A 17,954-nucleotide genomic window follows, 5' to 3' on the forward strand; every position below is an offset into this window, starting at 1 on the left:
TTTTGCAAAGGTATTTATTTTTGTTTTTGTTCCTGCTGCCATCTGCATGGGCAGATGGTATTGGGATTAATGCGCTAAGAATAATTTATCCAGCAGAAAAGAAGTCAGTTTCAGTAAGTTTGAGAAATAATACTGACAGTACCTGGTTGATGCAGAGTTATATTACAAGAGTGAGTGCTGGCAAACCAGACGGGCAGTATTTTAAGGTTCTTCCTGGGATTGAAAAAATTTCTCCAAGAAATAGCGCAACCATCAGGGTTATTGCGACAGAGGAAACTGATAAACTTCCTGGTGATAAAGAGTCAGTATTCTACTTTATTTCTCGAGGCATTGTCGCATCAAACCCATTAGAAGTAGAAATCTCAACGAAAACGCAGGCTGGGATTATATTTTCCTTATCCTCACAAATAAAGATGTTTTACCGCCCAGCTGGATTAACGGAAGAGGGGGCTGATCAAGCAGCCAAAGAAATCGTATTTAACCGAACTGTTACGGGCGTCAAAATCATGAATAATAGTCCGTATTACGTTTCGCTTCATGACCTCTTTTTTGATCACAATAGTATAGCGACTCTTGGTCTGAAAAATATGGGGATGATCTCCCCCTTTGAGTCTATAGAGTTAACTTCCACAAAAATAGCGAATAGCAGACAGGTGTCATGGGTGACTCTCAACGATCTTGGTATGGCAGAAATGCATGAGCGAAAAATTCATTAATATGCGCGCCCTTTACTTTTTGTTAATTATCTTATGTTTACCTGTGACAAGTCATGCTGATGGGTTAAGTATTGATCATACCAGAGTTATTATGAGCTCTACATTGCACAGCACAGAGATTGTGATTAGCAATACCAGCAGATATACCTGGCTTGTGCAGAGTAGAATTGTTAATTCTTCTGGCAGTGCAGAGAAACTAACGCCATCGGCAAATTTTTACATTTTACCGCCAATTTTCAAATTACCATCAGGTCAGTCGCAAACAGTACGGATAATTCGTCGACAACCTATAGAACAACATAATCAAGAAACATTACAGTATATTGTTTTCAAGAGTATACCGGCGATTGATAAAACATTTTTTGAACTGAACAAGGTAAAACAGCAGCTATCGGTATCACTGAGTTTAATTATTAAGCTTCTTTCACGTCCTGCGGAACTTGATGTATCGTGGGAGAAGTCTGTTTCATTATTATCATTTACGAAAAATGTACATGCATTGACGATCAGCAATACCAGTCCTTACTTTCTGACGCTTAGCAGAGTTTTTGTCAATGGAACAGAAATAGCGTTAGAGGGTAAACAGAGAATGATTACCCCTTTTAGTAAAATTATTCTCGATAAGGTAATAACATCGCCAGGGGATGAAATAAAATGGACTATCATCAACGATCAGGGCGGTGAAACCAGGATGATGACTTGCAATTTATTATAACGAAGGATATATATGCCCTTTTTGCGCCAGATAGTTATGTTTCTGATAATAGTAATAACAAACAAAGGGCTGTGTGATGAGGGTACGCAGGGTATTTTCATTAATAAAACCAAACTGGTCTTCTCTTCGCATTTAAATAAAATTGTTCTCAGGGTGGTTAACAATACTGCCGATCATTATTTATTACAGGCAGTAATTCAAAGTTACGACCCTAAAACGGGGATGGCAGTTAATGATAATCAAGTTACACCCTTTATAGTTTCGCCTCCACTTCACGAACTACGTGCCGGTGATGATATTTTTTTGTCTTTACTTGTCGTGCCATCACGCGCAACGCTCTTACCATCAAATAGAGAGAGTTTATACTATTTGACGCTAAGGTTAATACCCTCTGAAATTAAAGTGTACAACTCAGCTAAATTACATTTAGTCACTGCCTATAACATCAGGGTTTACTGGCGCCCTATGCTTGATCCAATTAATGAAAAAAACATTTACTTTTCTTGCGATAATGGTGAGTTGAATATTTTCAATCGCTCAGGTTATTACAGGGAAGTGGCGCAGCTATTTATTGATAAGTTTAGGATCAAAAAGTCAATACTCATTAGACCCGTACCACCTTATGGTAAATTGGAAATAAATACTTCTGTTCAACATTGCTCACCAGGTGTGCATCAGGTTTCATGGCGTTTTCGGAATGACTCTGGTATGCCATCTGACTTATATCAAATGGATTTTTAGCGAGTTATGGTATGAATGTTCTGATAAGAAAATTTTCCTTTATTTTTTGTGGCATTCAGATGTTTGTTGTCCCTGTTTTTGAGCAGGCAACTCTGGCATCTACTCCTTTACAGGAATACGCATATTTAAACTTTCATGCAATTGTTGAAGCTACAACATGCGATATCTCTTTGGATAAAACGGAGGTTGAAACGTCGATAAACAAATCAATACTGACTACTATAGGTCCTAATAATGTTTATCCACTTGAGATTCTCGAGCTAACTTTGAATAACTGCACAGGCCTTATTGATGCGGGAAAGAATGTGATGGTTGGTTTTAGTGGGCAGGAGGCCGATACCGACTATACTTTCCGTGCAGCAGATTCGAAAAATGTTAAGCTATCCGCTGTTTTTAATTTTACCGATCAATTAACGACACCCAACATTGCACATTGCAGCCAGGCTAATGTAATTGATTATAATAATCTTACTGCAAATTTACTTCCCTGGCCTGTAAAGCCTGCACCTTCTGGTGAACTCCACTCATTGAATAATAGTAAGGCAAAACTATTCACAGGTATTTGCATTCCTCCTGATGGTGATTCAGGAAATGGTCAATTTCACGCTGCATTAGATATCTCATTATTCTTCATCTAATCATGAATCATAAGAAAATTATTGATCTACTCTTATTCAGAGTCGAAATAAACCTTCTTAGATTATCATTAATATTAATGATTGTTGGGCCTTTTCTTTTCCAGAAATCGAGCCACGCTGAAGATTATTTCGATCCTGACCTTCTGATGACCGACCAGCAGGGAAGCATAGAAAAAATAGATCTTAGTCAGTTTGAAAAGGAATCATCACTTGCTGAAGGAACATATCTTGTTGATGTTATTGTTAATACTGTATGGATATCCTCAGAAATGGTTAAGTTTAAAGTATCTCCTCGCGGAGGAAAACTAACCGCACAGTTAAACCGCGAACAACTTAGCCGTTGGGGAGTTAATACTAATAGTAATGATGCCCTTGCAGCTTTAAAAAACGGTGAATATGTTGATGATTTGTCACGTGTTATTCCCGGCGCAACGATTCGTTTTGAACAGCAGAAACTAAAACTTAATGTTGAGATTCCACAAATAGTAATGAAACCATCCGAATCTTCTCAGCTTCCTGCAGTCGACAAATGGGATGACGGCATACCAGCTCTGATGTTTAATTATATGTTCAGTGGTATGCAAAGTGATGCTGATTTCTCCAACAGACATGCAAGAATGCGTTCACTTTTTCTTTCATCGCAAGGCGGTGCAAATTGGGGGCCATGGCGGTTACGCAGTTCCATTACGTGGTCGCAACAGGCAAATTCACCGATATTCTCTAACCGATATATTGCGAGAGATCTAAAAAAACTAAAGAGTGAACTTACTCTGGGTGAAACATGGACACAAAATGACATACTGGACAGTGTTAATTTTACAGGTCTTAAGTTGAAATCCAGTGATGGCATGAAACCTGACAATCAACGTGGTTTTGCGCCTGTTATTTCTGGTATTGCCAGCTCGCGTGCGCAAGTTAGTATCTATCAGAACCATAATCTCATCTATCAGACATCCGTTGCCGCTGGAGATTTCCGCTTAACAGATATTCCACAGACAATGAATAGCGGTGAGTTGACGGTAATTGTCAGGGAAGCGAATGGTAATACCCAGCAGTGGGTTCAGCCCTACACCGGACTCCCCATCATGCAGCGAAATGGCCATGCTGAATATGAGGTTGAGATAGGGAGGGCTATATTTAACTCTTATCATAAGGATGTTCAACCTACATTCGGCCAGGGAACTCTTATTTATGGTTTACCTGCAAACACTACTGGCTATGGAGGATTTTTGCTTTCTCGAAAATATATAGCCATGACGGCAGGTGCTGGCGTTTCACTGGGAGAGTTGGGGGCTGTATCGATTGATAATACCTGGTCGCATGCAAGCCAGCCTCAGAGTTCTACGATATCGGGTAATGCATGGCGACTTAAGTACTCAAAAAATCTTATTACTACGGGTACAACTATTGATATCTATGATTTTCGTTATGCGTCGCGTGGTTATATATCCTTTATGGATAGTCAGACTTTACCGGTTATGAGCTCTTTAACGGGGAGTCAGGTATCAGGCGAATTATACAGAAACAGAAGGCGTCAGCGGAATTCGCAGCAAATCATTTTGCGACAAAATTTTAGTCATTGGGGAAGTATGAATCTTAGCGCAATTCATGAGGATTACTGGAATTCAAGTGAAACTGATAACCGTTTTAGTTTTGGATATGGATTGTCTGTTAGTGCAGTTTCTATGTCGATTAACATTTCCGTTAATAAAAATCAGCTCACCATGCCAGGGCAGAAAAAGAATTGTGAGGTTTCTTTCAACCTTTCAGTACCGCTTGATGCCTTCTCATCCAATTCAAATTCCCGTTATGGTGATCTCAGTTACCAGGCAATTCGCGACCCTCGGGGGAATTTCAGTCAAATGGCCAGCCTTTCCGGAATGTTAAATGACAACTGGAATTATGAGTTTGGACAGTCATCGTCACAAGGTCAGGACGCGATGACAATGTTAAACATGGGATATGACGGAAGTACGGGTAATGCGCAATTTGCTTATGACTGGAGTCATCATCAGAAGACAGCGAGCGCCAGTGCTACTGGCGGCGTTGTCATCCATTCCTGGGGAGTGACGCTTGCACCTGTTTTAGGGGAAAGTATTGCTCTGATCCGCGCCCCCGGCGCTTCCGGGGTTCATATCGTAAATACTCACGAAAATACCGATTGGCAAGGTTATGCCGTGGTTCCGTCACTCACTAATTATCGCTATAACGCGATTAATCTCGATCCTGATGGTCTGGATAGCCATGTTATGTTAACGGAAACCGGAAGACGCGTTGTGCCGACAAAAGGGGCTGTTGTTGTTGCAGAATATCCTGTACGCACCGGAAGGCAGGCCATTATAACGTTGCATTATCAGCGAGGTGTTGTTCCTTTTGGTGCGATGGTAAGTTTAGCGACGGATCATAATAAAGGGAATGCGGGGATTGTCGGCGAAAATGGTGAAGTTTACTTATCAGGATTAACTGATGAAGGAGACTTAAAGGTTATATGGGGTAATGAAATAAATAAACAGTGCAGTGCATCTTTCAATCTCCCGCATGATTCCGGGCGTTATTTAGATGAATTAACCCTGACTTGTCATCAACACCCTTTTTCCTCGAGGTAAACTTATGTTCAGATTTATGCTTCTGCTGTTCCTTATAGTCTGTTCTTGTTCCTATGCATCATCATTCTTAGCAAAATCTGTCTCTGATGGAAGTCAGGCACAATGCGAAATTACTGGTATAAGTCATACACAAGGTGCTACTTCTCCTGCTGAACTTGGTGTTCTCTGTCGTTACCACACACAAAATAATCGAATATTTGCCCTGACTCTGGGGTGGTCTGGTCCTGCTCCTGCTCCTGGTGCTGTTTCTGTGAACTGTAATGGATCCCAGAATTTGCAATCTTCACCATTGGGAACAGTGATTAACACTACGTCCCCCCCTGCAGAACAGGATGTAAGCGCTCTATACTCTTCGGGGTATTTGTTTAATGTGGGGGCAGGGCAAGTTTTATGTCAGATATCTTTTAATAATTCCGACCTAATGAAATACCCCGGGTTATACATTGCTGGATTATTCAGTAATTTTAAAAACCAGCCTGATGTATGGGAATTGCCTAGTTATGTCGTAATCAATTATAAGACCGTACCAGCAGAGACTGGTTCTGTTTTCTGTTATCTTATTACTCCTCCAGACACCACTGATATGGGGATTATAAAACCAAATAGTGAGTCGAAACAGGTGATCATTAATATTGGGGTTAGTTGTTCTGGGGCAGCCACCAGTACGAAGGGAACTATACTGGGCTATTCTGTGCGATTTAGTCAATTCAATTGTTCTACTGATTGTTCGTTACTGGGTGAATATCATTCTTATTTTGGTTGTGTTGCTGATCCCGGCGATGACCCGCAAACCGGTTTTACTATGAGTGATGTTATGTGGTTTAATAAGGGGGAGACAGTGAAGACAAAAACCTACATCACGCGATGGAAAATCAGGGATAACAGCGGGAACCCCAGAGATATTACTGCCAAAGCATATGTGGATATATATTATTATTAAGATTTGGTTATTTTTATATCGACAATATCTTCAGGATTAAATTCATAGCATTATGCATATGCACGGCTGATACTATAATTATATATCCATTGTTTCAATCAAGGCTCTTCCCCCTTTTAAGTACCATTTCTAACCAGTTTATATGGGGTGTTTTTTTATTATATTTTTGATAATTAATTTAAACGATAGCCTGTAATGCTTATTGCTGTTAATTATAACTGTTTTATGGTTTTTTGTTTATTTTGATTTTTATTAATCTTGTTGAATCTATCAGAGAAGAAAGGGTTCAAGGTTTTGATATGACTTCAACAGTATATGAAAAAAAAACTACGTATGATGGACTAACAGTGACATTAAGCATGCGTAAAGGTGTTTATAGAGGAGGAGTATACTTCGACAATGCTGAACTGGAGGTTCTGGGGGATATCGAAAAATATCATATTTATTATCTTCTTAAGATAAATGACAAATATGGTAATCCCGTCTCTGGAAAACAAATAAAGCTACGCGTAGATGCTATTACATTTCATACAGTCTCTGATTATAACGGTTTTGAATCAGTAATAGACTACTCTGGAGATTTAAAGAAAAGTAACCCTGAGGTTGGTGTCTGGACTAATGTAAATATTGACAGTAATGGTGAATATCTCGCTGGCTTGCTCCCTTGTCTGATAAAAAAAGGGAACAATCAAACTAAAAGTAATACAGATGGGCCATATACTTATGCAGTAGTTGAATTGATTTTTATAGTTGATGATGTTGATGTTCGAGCTGTAATAAATGTTGATGATACTTTTGACCCACTAAATCTTTCGTCTCTGGATGACTATCCAGTGGTGAATAATTCTACAGGTAACTATAGAGATATTACTGATACAGTAATTTACTCTCCATCAGTTTATGATCTTGAGTACCCACAGTTAAGTAAAAAAGTGTATTTTGGTTTTCGTGAAGATGCCGATTACATATATGAGGATAAAGATTTGGTCGGGGTTCCGGTAGATAAAAATAATCGAGCCAAAATGCCATTTACTGAGAGTGAAATTAATAATCGAGCCGTCTGGGCCTATGGAGCTAATACATCTGGTTTTTTATCTTCACCGTTACGTTGTCGGGAAGTTAATTCTCAACCCCAATCCGAAATTATAATCATCCCGCAAAACAACAGCAATATCTTTCCGGGGCAGACGGTTTATGCCACTTTCCAGTATGCACTGAAAGCCGGTGAAGTTTTTTCCGGAACCGAATGTCCATTTAAATTAAACCGGGGGGCTTTTTATCCTCCTGAGATTTCCTGGTGGAAGGACGGGAATACCTTATATGGCGGCTGCTTACTGACTGTGGATGACAGCCTGAAGAAAGGCGACCGGCTGTCGTGGACGGTTTCCTGCTGCCTTAATAATACCGGAGTTCCGGTAGCCTCTGAAACGGTGAACTGGAATGTGGCCTGGGATGCCGATATCGATGTTGACGTCACTTTTGCCGCTGATACATCCGCGTTAATTGATTACAGTAATGACAGTTCGCGACCGTTATCCTCACGTCCCACCATGACCTGGCGGCTGACCGTACCGGGACTGAGAAACACCCAGGCCTGTTTTTATCCCCTCGTGACCCGCATTACCGAAGACGCCATCATCAGCGACGAGTCGTTCAGTGAAATTGTCCCCTGTGCGGTGGACAGAATCAGTGGTGATTATTTTTACGTCATGCTGGACGACCAGGGGAGCGCTGTCATTAACGTGCAGCCCCGGGCAAACCGCACGCTGCTTACCGCGTTTAGCGCCGGGATTTATGGCGTCGGGACGATGATTAACACCGCGAACTTTTTTATCAACAGTGCCTGGGAAACCGCGAGTGTTCCAGCTGTCAGCGTGACGGAAGGACAGAACCCTCAGGCCCGTCCGGGTGATGACAGCTATGCCCTGGCGACATTTCCGCTGCTTTCTAACTGGGAGGCGGTCAAGGCGCACGATCTGCTGGGCGGTGCAGTCTATCTGTTTGCCGGAAAAGAGATACAGAAAAAGAACCACTACACCCCGTTGATGTTGCTGGGAAAAACGCAGATCCCGCTTAAAGCCGATGGTGGCGCGCCCGATATCGCCCTGTATTTTACCGAATCTAACTTTGAGGCCGGAAAGACCTATTACATCCACGCCTGTCTTGTTGAAAACGCTTATCTGCACAAGGGAGTGAATTACCTTCGTCTGCAGGAAATCAAATTTGAAATTCCGCAGGAGCAGCCCGCCGTACCGGAAGGGGTGAAGCGGACATACCGGGCGCCGGAATTTGTTTGTAAAGACGGCGCGGTGATTGATGAAGATGATGTCCTGCTCGGGCGTAATGAAATCGGTTATCAGGGGCTGGAATATCGCATTCCGTTATCCGGCGGGCAAAAACACCTGGTGGCGGGCGACCAGATAATGGCCACGGCATATCTGCACGCGTGGAATAAACAGACGCAGGAAATGGAAAACAGTAACCCGCTGTTGAAATTAAATCAGCTCTACACAGTGACAGAGGCTGATATCAACCTGGGCTATCTGACGGATATTATTTCCGCAGAAGATCTGGCGGGCTGTGATATGCCGCCGCAGGGCGTGGATCAGAGCACGCTGAGAATGGAATACTTCTGCCAGAATAAGCAGGAATACTCTTATCTGCGAGAAGTATTCATTGATATAACAATGTAATTAATAAAGTTAAAGGTGATGTCATGTTAAATATGCGAAAAATTAAATCTGTAGAGAAGTTTAAATCTGAACAATATCTCAGAGATGTTCATCCGGTGACTTCTCATGTTAACGCCCTCACTCCAGGAGCATTAACATGCAGCTTCCCTTCCCAGAAAGGGATAGTGCAAGGGCAGACTGTTTATCTGGAATTTTATTATAAATACCAGACTGGAGAAACTGCCCTGGATCCTAACGCAACAAAACTGGATGTGGTGAGCAACAATATTTCTGCAGACCTACATGGTCAGGGAGAATTTACGGATACTGATGGTGGCAAAGCTTATATGTACAAGTATTCGTTCAAGGTAACTAACAAGGTTGCTCTGGGCGATAACGCGATCGACTTGACATTTACTGTACAAGCCCAGGGAGCAGGTGCGCCAGTAACATGTAACTGCCAATATTATGTACTGGAGTCAAATACTGATCTCGATGATGAGATTAGTATCTCTTTTGATAACACTCAGGTTATTGATTTGAATGCCCCCGAAACTCTTAATGATAGTTATTCAAATCTGTCTGGTGTTACCTATATTACAGGTACGGTAACGTATAAACGTAATTTGACGAAATATTCTGGCGATGAAAAACACCAGGATATCCAACTGTATCTGCGACCTGTAAGTATGGCACAGGCGGTATTCGAAAACGTATTTTTTATGATGTCTGATACTAATCAGGGGGTAGCTAAATCATATCCTGACATGCAATATCATTATGTTAGTAATTTAGCTTCGAGTAAACTTGATGGTTTTGTCATTAACCTTGAAAATGATTCTGCATCGAAAACTGGCGTGGCAAAGTTCCGTATTTATCCCTGTGCTAAAGATGCCGGTTTCCTGGTGATGACAGTAAGTTCAGGGTCCCAGGATATTGATGCTTCTGACTCTAAAGGACTATTTATTGAAGGCCTTACGCCAGAGTATATGGGATATTCAATGTACTTTGAAAATACTGATGGTGATGTTCTTGATGAAGACCAACAGAAAGTGAATTTGCATTTCAAATCTCTGGAGGATGCGGAATCCGAACCTGATTATGGCGGTTTTATAAACGATACTATTCTTGTGTTTAATGAGCCAACTTATGTTGATCTTATGGGAACAGAAGTTATTGGTAAACGAACCTTTTTGGGGCGTTATGAGGTTCCTTCAAAACCGCAGAAAACAGTTTATCCCTTTGAGTTCGATACCACAGCGTTACTCGTTCAAGATAACGTAAATAAAGCAAAAAACAGGCTTTCATATATTGTTGCTGAACGTAGTGGCAACGTAGGACTCTCTGAACGTAAAAGACTTATTGTCACGAAGGCAATTCCAGTGACGCCGCCGAAAAAAGGAACGTTAAAATCACCATCCTTTATTGATGTTAGTGGCACGGAAATGGTATCAGGGGGGATCATTAATAAGCATCGTATTGGGAATGGCCTGCCTGGTGAACATATGTACTATCGTATTCCGGTTGCTGGAAACCTTACTGCAGGAGATGTTATTAATTCTAAAATTGAATTATCGTATTACGATGATGATAATTATATTTATTCAAATTTACCCAGTCGGTTGCTTCACTCCTACGAAATTACGCCAGCAGATGTTACGCTAGGTTACCTCCAGGTCGAGGTTATGTATGAAGATCTTTGTAATTGCAACAGTGATCCTTTAGGCACAGTCAGTAGCAAATTAATTATCTGGTATGAGACTGAAGGGAACATTGAAGCTGTGTCTTCTACACTAATTCTTTATATCGATACAGTAATGTAAGTCCAAAATGGATACCAGTAATAATGCTGGTACCCATATTTATATTTTATTGCAATGGTGTTTTGGTATTAATATGTCAAAATATAAATTATTAATCATTGGCGGCATATTATCTTCATTGGCAGGGTGTGCTTATGTTGTGCACCCTCACTGGGATAAATGTGGTAATTCAGCGTGTACAGTACAAGCGATAAATGTAGCAAAATAACAGATTGATGAATCATAAGGCAGTCTATTCATTATTATTTTACCCTACATAGGGAAATAGCCTAAGGTTGTCAGAAAACCACCAATACCGAGTGGTATGGTGGTTTTCTGGCTTTACAAGGGAATTAAGGATTGGATACAACCACCTGAACCTTTCGTTTCTGAGTCTCTTTAGTTACGTTCCAGGTACTATTGGTTGCCCCTGCTATATCAATATATTTACCGCTATTTGCGGAGTCCTCGACCTGCCACTGGTAGTTCAATACGCCGCACGCTTTTGTACATGTTGGTGTTGCTGTCAGAGTGTCATTAACGACTGGCGCGCCAGAAATACCGGTACCACCGCTAATTACCACTTTAATGACATCGTCGCTTCCAGAAATCTGTAGTCCACCTGCGGTTCCGTTTACTAAAGCCTGAACAGGTTTTCCCTGGAATGGTTCAGTAATATTTTTGTCAGTTTGTGGAGTAACAAATAGTGTAATTGTTTGTCCTAAATCTTTGTCCTGAATAGTGTAAGTTTCGGTCGCCGCCACTTCAGTAGAACCAATCTTCCAGCTATAGACTCGGGGAGTCGTTGTATCGGGTTTATCTCCATCAACATCGGCAAATACAAAGTCATGACCAGGATCGATTTTTACGACATCTCCATGGTCAAGAATACCGTTCGTATTTGTATCTTCAAAAGTAATCTCACCTGCAGTCAACGTTGGCTCATGACCGGTAATGGGCGCCGTTGCGGAAGAGGTGATTATTGCTGCGACGGCATTAACACTCATACTGAGTAAAAAGCCCATTGTAATGCTGGCGGCAGTCTTTTTTTTCAAGCTTAGTTTCATATTCTCTTGTCTTATCATTTAATAACAAACACCCAATAAAGATATGGGGTAATGACTTTCTGATTCAGCAGTAGGTCATTTGCTAATTTGTACCCGTACTTTTCGTTTTTGATCTGCGGCGGAAGGAACATATGTCATCGTCGTGGCACCTGGAATATCGACATAATGATTACTACCCACCGGATCTTCTCTCTGCCATTGGTAAGTCAACGCATTGCAGCCTGTGCTACAAGGCATTGTTATTGTCAGCGTATTTCCCACTACAGGCGCACCAGTAACCGTTGCGACAGGAGCGGCTATAAGGTTAAAGATCAGGCGTTTGCCGGTATCCTTGCCATTAATGTTGACCCCAACAGGTAACTTCGGGTTTTCCAAAAGACCACTAAATGTTGTGGTGTAATGTCCAGGGCTGCTTTCCTGAACGGTATCGAAGGAATATTTCGATGTATCTACAGTACTGTCAGCAATAAAGAATGTTATGCGTTCTTTTTCGTTGCTAATTGGCTGGCCTCTTCTGTTTTGCAAGGTAAGGGTCAGAGTCGACTTGTCAGTGCCTCCGACAGAAAACGTTGACTTGTCAGCAGTAAGCGTACTTTGCTCAAGTGTGGCTGAGGTATCCGTAAAAATGATGTCAGCGGATGCCAGCGTTGTATCTTCCAGACTTGCAGTAATAGTAAATTTTCCTGCGTTTTCACCGGCAGTTACCGTTGTTGTGTAAATGCCATTACCAGACTCTTTGAGTTTTCCCAGTTGTGGCAAAACCGGAGCCTGAGTTTTTGATGTGACGGTTCCTTTCGCCAAAGCCATACCGTCTACCAGCGAGTTGATTGGAGTAAATGCACCATTGAGAATTATCTGCTCTGCTTTGCCGCTTATCGGTTTTTTCTCATTATCCAGTAGAGCAATTGTCAAAGTGGTTTGTGTTTTTGTATCTGCCAGCAGATGCGCCACGGCGATGCTAAGACTGGAATATTTCTTACTTATTATCGGTGGCGTAAGAACAACCTGCATTTCGGCGGGTTGCGATGCATTACCACGGGTATCATGCGCAATAGCGGAGATTCCCCATGCATTGATCGCGTCATCTTTCCATTCCGGCAACACCATCTGCCAGCGAACTCCCTGACCGATTAACTTACCGCCCGCGGCTAAAAATGAGGCGTCATCCCATTCAACATCTTGCAAACCATGTTTCGCCTTCACCTCAAGTAATAATGGAATGACCTGTTTTGATTTTCCTGTTACTCGTTCAGGGAGATGTAATTTGATAACGTTCTGTTTGCGATACTCAAGAACGATGTCGTTATTACGATTGACAAGATCATAGCGACTGCCATTCAGAGTACGGATGCCTTCTACCGCATCGGTATTTAATTGCTGGCGAAGCGGGGTGCCAATGCGCCAGTTCACATCCGCTTTTAGCTGAGTGTCATGTTTCCCACTCTCGCCAGTGCGATGTTCCGCGCTTAATGTCAGCAACGGAAATGGTGTGAAATTTACGCCGACAGTCAAAGCCCGGGGGTTTTTCTGCCGGTTTTCTTTGCCAAACAGCGCGACTTCCCGACCGAAATACTGCTCATACGTTAGCCTGGTCCCCAGTTGCGGGAGAGCGGGAAGGTATCCTTCCAGGCGTAAATCCCAACCATTAGCAGGACGTTCTTCATAATCTTCAACATCCGGGGATGCTTTCCATCCGGTTAGCCCGATGTAGCCATTGGCAGAGAATTTAACAAAATTACGCCAGTATTCGGCGCCAATCCCCGCCCGGGCATGATCACCAGATAAATCGTAATCGATAAAGGTATTGAGGCCATACATCGTTTGCTGGTTGAAGTGGCGATAACCAATGCCCTGGTTCACAATCCCTCGCCCGTCCACACGGTGGACGCCGCTTTGAGTAAACAGCAGGTTGTTCGGTACGTCGTACCACGGATGAAGCAATATAAAAGAGGAGTCTTTTAGCGATAAGTTATCGTCGGCGCTGATTTCTATTTGTGCTGTTCCGTAATGTTGCAGCCATTCAGCGGCGCTTTGATTTGCCTTACCCAGCACAAAGCCTTTGGCCATCGCTTTTGCCATGTCGCTATTGGTATGGCCAGAAAGCAAATCTCCAGTCTGAGAAGCGAAAGCGGCTAACTGAGTTAGTTCAGCATTTTCTTGTTGTTTTTCATCATTATTTTCAGCGTCTGAATCCACTCGAGAACTGTCTCGTTGTGTCTCGTAAGGCGTGCTTTTTTGATCTGCGAGCGAAGCGATATCGTCTCCGGCAATCGCCGGAAACATGACCTGGCAAATCGAGGTGAGCACGACCGTTAGACTTTTAATAACAAAACTGGGGTTCATAATTTTGCTGGTGTTGTACATATTCTCGAGGTCAGTAGTTTTAAGTTAATAAATAATTTAGGTTTGGTAATTATGGATAATAGAATAAATGTATTTATTATTTTATAGGCGGAACTCATTAAGTTAAATTCTGAATAAATGCCATGAACAGAGGGTTATTCTTGCATTGATGTAACTTTTTGTTAATGTGGCGTCAGTGTTGTAATTAGTACAGTGGTGTGTTTTTGGTGTTGTATAACTTAAGGATTCATCCTGGAGTTATAAATCAGTATGCGCGTGCAGATTCAGTTGAAGGGAGAGATAATATGATGTGTTATCTTTTTTAGAGAGAAGAAAAATAATGCTCGCAAGGATTTTTTTATAACGATGACCAAAAAGCGAATATTCTCTGATAACAGAATGTTTGGTTAAAATCCTATTACATCACCTGCTATATCACCATTTATCCTGTGCGACAGGGAAAGCTAACCTATGGATTAACGCCAACACGTTTTGGATATGTCAGCACTTTCTGGCTTATCTAAATCTGCTTTGGGCCGATGTTTTATTAAACAACCTAAGTAATCTGTGAGGTGATGCTATGAACGATCATGAAGCACTAGAGAATATGATGAAAGAGATTCAGCAAATCGTCTCGTTTCATGCCGGAGCCGAAACGAGAGTCCAGACCAGAGTGACTATCAGGAGTAACGATGATAAGCACATTTTAATAAACATAGGTGAAATTTCAGACATAGATATTCATTTTAAAAGTCCTGCTATGAAATAGAGCTACATCACATTTTGTTCGTCAAAATGTCTGGTTTGCATATCATACGCTTTCTCGTGATGGAACAGACATAATTGCGATAATGCTTCATGTGGTACATTTTTAGCTTTTATGTCTGAAGTTAATATATTTATAGGTTGTGTTTTATGTTTTCTTCTGGCAACCAAACCAGGAATGCTGATATATCCTTTTTATAATGAGTTGTTTTATCAACATAATTTTCATTGGCTTAATAAATATCCTGGTTGTTAGATTTGTTATTATCCCATTTTTTATTCTTCAACTTCTATTGTTTCTGTCGTAAAACGAATGTTTTCTTACGCCAGGGCAATTAAACGAATTTGCTGTTATTGATAATCTCTAAACAGGGAGTAGCATTTCTTTATGTGCTCATATCGCAGCATTAGCTTTATTCTCACCTGTTGTACAATACGATAACTTATTTTGTGCCTGACCTGGCTTTGTAAAGTATCAAGAGAAGCTAAGTAATCACCTGGGATTATCCGAAACTACTCTGCTACAAGAGATGTGGACAGTAATGTTCATACACCTTTTCTACGTTGATGTAGTGCAATGAAAAGATTATCGATGATTATTAATACACGGCAAATATTGGCACTGTCGGTGCTTGCCGCGGTTGCCCTGACAACCTCAATACCCGTTTATGCGGCGACAGTACAAGCGCAAACACTGGTGATTACTGGACATAAACCCGTGGCTACACCTGTGCTTACCCTGGGGGATACATTAACGCTGGATCCCAAATTCAGCGATCCCGATGGGGATACTGAAGATAATTCACTGTCAGGAACGACGTATCAGTGGCAGGTGGAAACGACTCCCGGGCAGTGGAAGGATATTCCAGGACAGACCACGACCCAATACACACCCTCTTCACCAAGTGAAGGTCATGTACTGCGAGCGCAAGTTACTGTGCGGACAGACAGTAATAATACTATTCCCTTTGAGGGCGATGCGGTTGCCTCCGCGTCTGTTGATACCTACAGCGTAATCAGCAGTACAAAGTCATCATTGCCAGATTGTGTTGGGCTGGCCGATACAGATATTGAATGCAGCGTGAAGTTGATCAATAGCCTCGGCGAACCGGTCAGTAATGCGATAGTTGATATTAAGCCAGGCTATTCTGCAAAAACAACCCCGGGGACTACGGACAGTAGTGGTCAAACGACCGTTATTGTGCACCCGGATGCAGTTGTCGATGCTGCAGAGGAAAAAGAAGCAGAATCTGTGATAACCGTGAATAATGTTAAGGTTTTACCCCAGATAAAAGTCAAGGTTACACCGATAGTCGAGCTGTACGATAAAGTAAATAATACAGCCAGAGACTGGTCTGGAATTAGTCAATATGGCGCTTTTTTACCGATTAACAGTACCGTGGGTTTCGCAAGCACAAATGGAAAAAAACTGGATACTAATCGTTGGATAGTTGAAGGTGTGACCCCTGCAGGCAAACAAAAAATAGAATTAGATGCAACAAGTACGGAAATTCAGGTTACTAATAAACCCGGTGTCGGTATAGAAGGTTCAATGAAATTTACTGATAAAAAGACGAACATTGTACAAACATCTCAATCATTTCATTTTATGAGTTATATTAAGTTTTCTAATGTACCCGTATCATCATATGGTGGTATTGAATCCGTTTGTAAATCTTCAGCGGATGCAATAGCCGCAGGTTCTCACGAGGGCCTGCAAAGAAATGCTGCGCTCGCTTGGGGTTACCAGGGGTTACATGAAGGCGCGCTTTGGGCAGGTGTTTCTTATGTGAAAAATACGCTCGACGGTGCTTATGGTTATCCAAGAGGTTCCGGCAAGTATTCCTTTGTTGAAATAATTCAAGGGGAATGGGCACAGTTGCCACCAACACGAGCAGGTGGTGTGTCTGCGTCAACTGATGTTTTATGCCGCTAATATTTATTATTCTATTTTTGAGTGACCGCGCATGCGGTCATTTCTTTCAATTAAACCGGCAAGTGTGAAATATATTTTTCGGTTAATATTAAACTGAATCGTGATTCAGAACTTTGTCTTTCTTCTCATGCATTTCAGTCGTTATCATTCATGTCACTTGTTACGACGAAACCAGAATGCAGCGTAATTTATCTTTTCGAATCCCTAAACCCCCTCTTGAACAGATGTGTATTTGTACGCGATTAAACAAATAATTGTTTTAAAACAATCAATTACATCTTAATTTTGTGATTTAAAATAATATCACATCAAAATTGGATAATCCTGTCATAAAGTTCAGTGATGCAAGTGAGGTGCGGCGACTTTCAGGGATCGGCAGACAAAGAATGAACGACCCGATTGTGAAAGCGCAGAACAGAACTAAATGTGGGGATACCCATCTCTACAATGATTCACATAAGGGAGCTATGGTGAATATGATTAATGCACAAGAACGTCATGCCACTTTTCAGTTTGGTGATTTCTCTTTTACAGATGATGGTTTTTTGTGTTGCGGAGCGGAGGAAGTCTATCTGCCGCCTAAAGAAGCTGGCGTGCTTAAGGTTTTATTAGCGAATGCAAAACGTGTAGTCAGTAAACATAAAATTATTAATGATGTCTGGTCTTCTGCGGTGAGTGACGAGTCCCTGACCCGAAGCATTTATCGTATTCGTAATGCTCTTGGTCAGAACAAAGAAAATATCTTTATTGAAACTGTTTACGGCAAAGGATACAGATTCGTCATAGACGTTAACACCATAGTATCAGATACCACTAAACATAATGAATATCATACATCCTGCCACGCTGTACAGTTAATGGAAGAAAAGCGCATATTAGCCGGTTATGAATTTGCGGCTTCAGATGCGGTCTATTACGCAGCGTCGAAAACAAAACGCAACTGCAACCAATGTGATTTTCTGAAAGAGTTAATCTCTGCGCTTAATAATGATTTTCCGCTGAGAGGATAATTT

General features: G+C 41.5%; 12 protein-coding genes. 10 read left to right on the forward strand and 2 right to left on the reverse strand.

All coding sequences use genetic code 11. From position 1 onward, the window contains the following. The first annotated feature begins 20 nt into the window (after positions 1–20). The 8 genes from CRI63_RS18660 (at position 21) to CRI63_RS18695 (ending at position 10,851) form a co-directional block, all read left to right on the forward strand. Complete coding sequence (locus tag CRI63_RS18660; RefSeq protein WP_135520371.1) at positions 21–716, forward strand: molecular chaperone; 696 nt, start codon at positions 21–23, stop codon at positions 714–716. Beyond that, entirely contained in the window at positions 697–1,431 is a 735-nt protein-coding gene (locus CRI63_RS18665; RefSeq protein WP_135520373.1) for a molecular chaperone, read from the forward strand. Before CRI63_RS18660 ends, CRI63_RS18665 begins: the two co-directional genes overlap by 20 nt. Positions 1,432–1,443: 12 nt before the next feature. Beyond that, positions 1,444–2,172: a fimbria/pilus periplasmic chaperone gene (locus CRI63_RS18670; RefSeq protein ID WP_130224490.1), complete on the forward strand. Its 729-nt coding sequence runs from the start codon at positions 1,444–1,446 to the stop codon at positions 2,170–2,172. 11 nt (positions 2,173–2,183) lie between these two features. Beyond that, positions 2,184–2,810, forward strand: a complete 627-nt coding sequence (locus CRI63_RS18675; RefSeq protein WP_130224492.1) for a hypothetical protein — start codon at positions 2,184–2,186, stop codon at positions 2,808–2,810. 2 nt (positions 2,811–2,812) lie between these two features. Beyond that, positions 2,813–5,416, forward strand: a complete 2,604-nt coding sequence (locus CRI63_RS18680) for a fimbria/pilus outer membrane usher protein (protein ID WP_135520375.1) — start codon at positions 2,813–2,815, stop codon at positions 5,414–5,416. A 4-nt stretch (positions 5,417–5,420) separates the two neighbouring features. Next, positions 5,421–6,356 carry a hypothetical protein gene (locus tag CRI63_RS18685; protein WP_135520377.1) on the forward strand — a complete coding sequence of 312 codons (936 nt, stop codon included), beginning with the start codon at positions 5,421–5,423 and terminating at the stop codon, positions 6,354–6,356. Positions 6,357–6,589: 233 nt separating this feature from the next. Then, positions 6,590–9,049, forward strand: a complete 2,460-nt coding sequence (locus CRI63_RS18690) for a hypothetical protein (protein WP_135520380.1) — start codon at positions 6,590–6,592, stop codon at positions 9,047–9,049. A 23-nt stretch (positions 9,050–9,072) separates the two neighbouring features. After that, entirely contained in the window at positions 9,073–10,851 is a 1,779-nt protein-coding gene (locus CRI63_RS18695) for a hypothetical protein (RefSeq protein WP_135520383.1), read from the forward strand. A gap of 332 nt (positions 10,852–11,183) precedes the next feature. Here the strand turns inward: CRI63_RS18695 and CRI63_RS18700 are convergent, their stop codons facing one another. Then, positions 11,184–11,885 (reverse strand): ZirU family protein, encoded by a 702-nt coding sequence (locus tag CRI63_RS18700; protein WP_135520385.1) that lies wholly within the window; start codon positions 11,883–11,885, stop codon positions 11,184–11,186. An 87-nt stretch (positions 11,886–11,972) separates the two neighbouring features. Further along, positions 11,973–14,261 carry an inverse autotransporter beta domain-containing protein gene (locus CRI63_RS18705; protein ID WP_135520387.1) on the reverse strand — a complete coding sequence of 763 codons (2,289 nt, stop codon included), beginning with the start codon at positions 14,259–14,261 and terminating at the stop codon, positions 11,973–11,975. A gap of 1,321 nt (positions 14,262–15,582) precedes the next feature. Here CRI63_RS18705 and CRI63_RS18710 point away from each other — a divergent pair. Together CRI63_RS18710 and CRI63_RS18715 are read left to right on the forward strand one after the other, a co-directional pair. Further along, the gene (locus CRI63_RS18710; protein WP_135520389.1) at positions 15,583–16,941 is read left to right on the forward strand and encodes a hypothetical protein; all 1,359 of its coding nucleotides are present in this window, start codon (positions 15,583–15,585) and stop codon (positions 16,939–16,941) included. Between the two features lie 386 nt (positions 16,942–17,327). Next, positions 17,328–17,951, forward strand: coding sequence for a winged helix-turn-helix domain-containing protein (locus CRI63_RS18715; RefSeq protein WP_135520391.1), 624 nt, complete (start codon positions 17,328–17,330; stop codon positions 17,949–17,951). Positions 17,952–17,954 lie beyond the last annotated feature (3 nt).

The sequence above is a fragment of the Escherichia sp. E2661 genome (assembly GCF_004745185.1).
Taxonomy (GTDB): Bacteria; Pseudomonadota; Gammaproteobacteria; order Enterobacterales; family Enterobacteriaceae; genus Escherichia.

Excerpts from the sequence above, each read along its gene's own strand:
- CRI63_RS18685 (WP_135520377.1), top strand. The coding sequence starts at position 5,421 with ATGTTCAGATTTATGCTTCTGCTGTTCCTTATAGTCTGTTCTTGTTCC.
- CRI63_RS18675 (WP_130224492.1), top strand. The coding sequence starts at position 2,184 with ATGAATGTTCTGATAAGAAAATTTTCCTTTATTTTTTGTGGCATTCAG.
- CRI63_RS18665 (WP_135520373.1), top strand. The coding sequence starts at position 697 with ATGAGCGAAAAATTCATTAATATGCGCGCCCTTTACTTTTTGTTAATT.
- CRI63_RS18680 (WP_135520375.1), top strand. The coding sequence starts at position 2,813 with ATGAATCATAAGAAAATTATTGATCTACTCTTATTCAGAGTCGAAATA.
- CRI63_RS18715 (WP_135520391.1), top strand. The coding sequence starts at position 17,328 with ATGAACGACCCGATTGTGAAAGCGCAGAACAGAACTAAATGTGGGGAT.
- CRI63_RS18705 (WP_135520387.1), bottom strand. The coding sequence starts at position 14,261 with ATGTACAACACCAGCAAAATTATGAACCCCAGTTTTGTTATTAAAAGT.
- CRI63_RS18710 (WP_135520389.1), top strand. The coding sequence starts at position 15,583 with ATGAAAAGATTATCGATGATTATTAATACACGGCAAATATTGGCACTG.
- CRI63_RS18670 (WP_130224490.1), top strand. The coding sequence starts at position 1,444 with ATGCCCTTTTTGCGCCAGATAGTTATGTTTCTGATAATAGTAATAACA.
- CRI63_RS18695 (WP_135520383.1), top strand. The coding sequence starts at position 9,073 with ATGTTAAATATGCGAAAAATTAAATCTGTAGAGAAGTTTAAATCTGAA.